This is a genomic window from Bombella pluederhausensis, from assembly GCF_026385525.1.
Classification (GTDB): Bacteria; Pseudomonadota; Alphaproteobacteria; order Acetobacterales; family Acetobacteraceae; genus Bombella; species Bombella pluederhausensis.
The window spans coordinates 1-978 of sequence record NZ_JANIDY010000011.1 but is presented as its reverse complement, the minus strand read 5'-3'; the positions used below and the strand labels follow the sequence as shown (position 1 = coordinate 978).

Annotated in this window: 1 protein-coding gene; it reads left to right on the top strand. The window is 62.1% G+C overall.

Features of this window, described 5'->3' with window-relative positions:
• The coding region (locus NQF86_RS09105; RefSeq protein WP_266117331.1) for a hypothetical protein at positions 1-978 on the top strand (978 nt) is incomplete at both ends.

Here is a 978-nt window from a genome sequence, read left to right as displayed (position 1 = left end):
GTTACGGCGCAGCTGGGTGATGGTGGTCTTCAGAATGGCGGGTCACTGATCGGCCTGTCAGGTCTGAGTCTGACCAGCACGGGTCATCTGTCCAACAGCGGGGAGATGGGGGCCCAGCAGGGGGCTGTGTCCCTTGAGGGCATGGGCCTGAGCAATGATGGCGGGAAGCTGATCGCGGCTTCCGGTCCTCTGGATATGAAGCTGCATGGCGGGGACATTTCCAACCGGAATGGTCTGATCCAGTCCTCGGACAGTCTGACGCTGGCAGCGGGGACGCTGTCCAATCAGGGGGGCAGCCTGCTGAGCAGCAAGGGTGATGTCAGCCTGACAGTAGGGGATTTCCATAATGAAGGCGGTCTGGCGCAGGCGCAGGGGCAGCTGACGGCGCAGCTCGGCAGCTATGCCTCCAGTGAGGGCTCCAGCCTTGTGGCCGGGCATGATCTGCATCTGACCTCCCCGGGTGTCCTGCAGAATGAGGGTGTTCTGGCATCCTTTGGCAATGTGAGTCTGAATGCGGCTCAGCTGAGCAGTGGGGCTAAGGCGCAGCTTCAGGGGCAGAGTGTTACGGCGCAGCTGGGTGATGGTGGACTTCAGAATGGCGGGTCACTGATTGGCCTGTCAGGTCTGATCCTGACCAGCACGGGTCATCTGTCCAACAGCGGGGAGATGGGGGCCCAGCAGGGCGCGGTGTCTCTCGAAGGGAACGGCCTGAGTAATGATGGGGGCAAGCTGATTGCAGCCTCCGGTCCTCTGGATATGAAGCTTTATGGCGGGGACATTTCCAACCGGAATGGTCTGATCCAGTCCTCGGACAGTCTGACGCTGGCAGCGGGGACGCTGTCCAATCAGGGGGGCAGCCTGCTGAGCAGCAAGGGTGATGTCAGCCTGACGGTAGGGGCTTTCCATAATGAAGGCGGTCTGGCCCAGGCCCAGGGGCAGCTGACGGCGCAGCTGGGCAGCTATGCCTCCAGCGAGAGC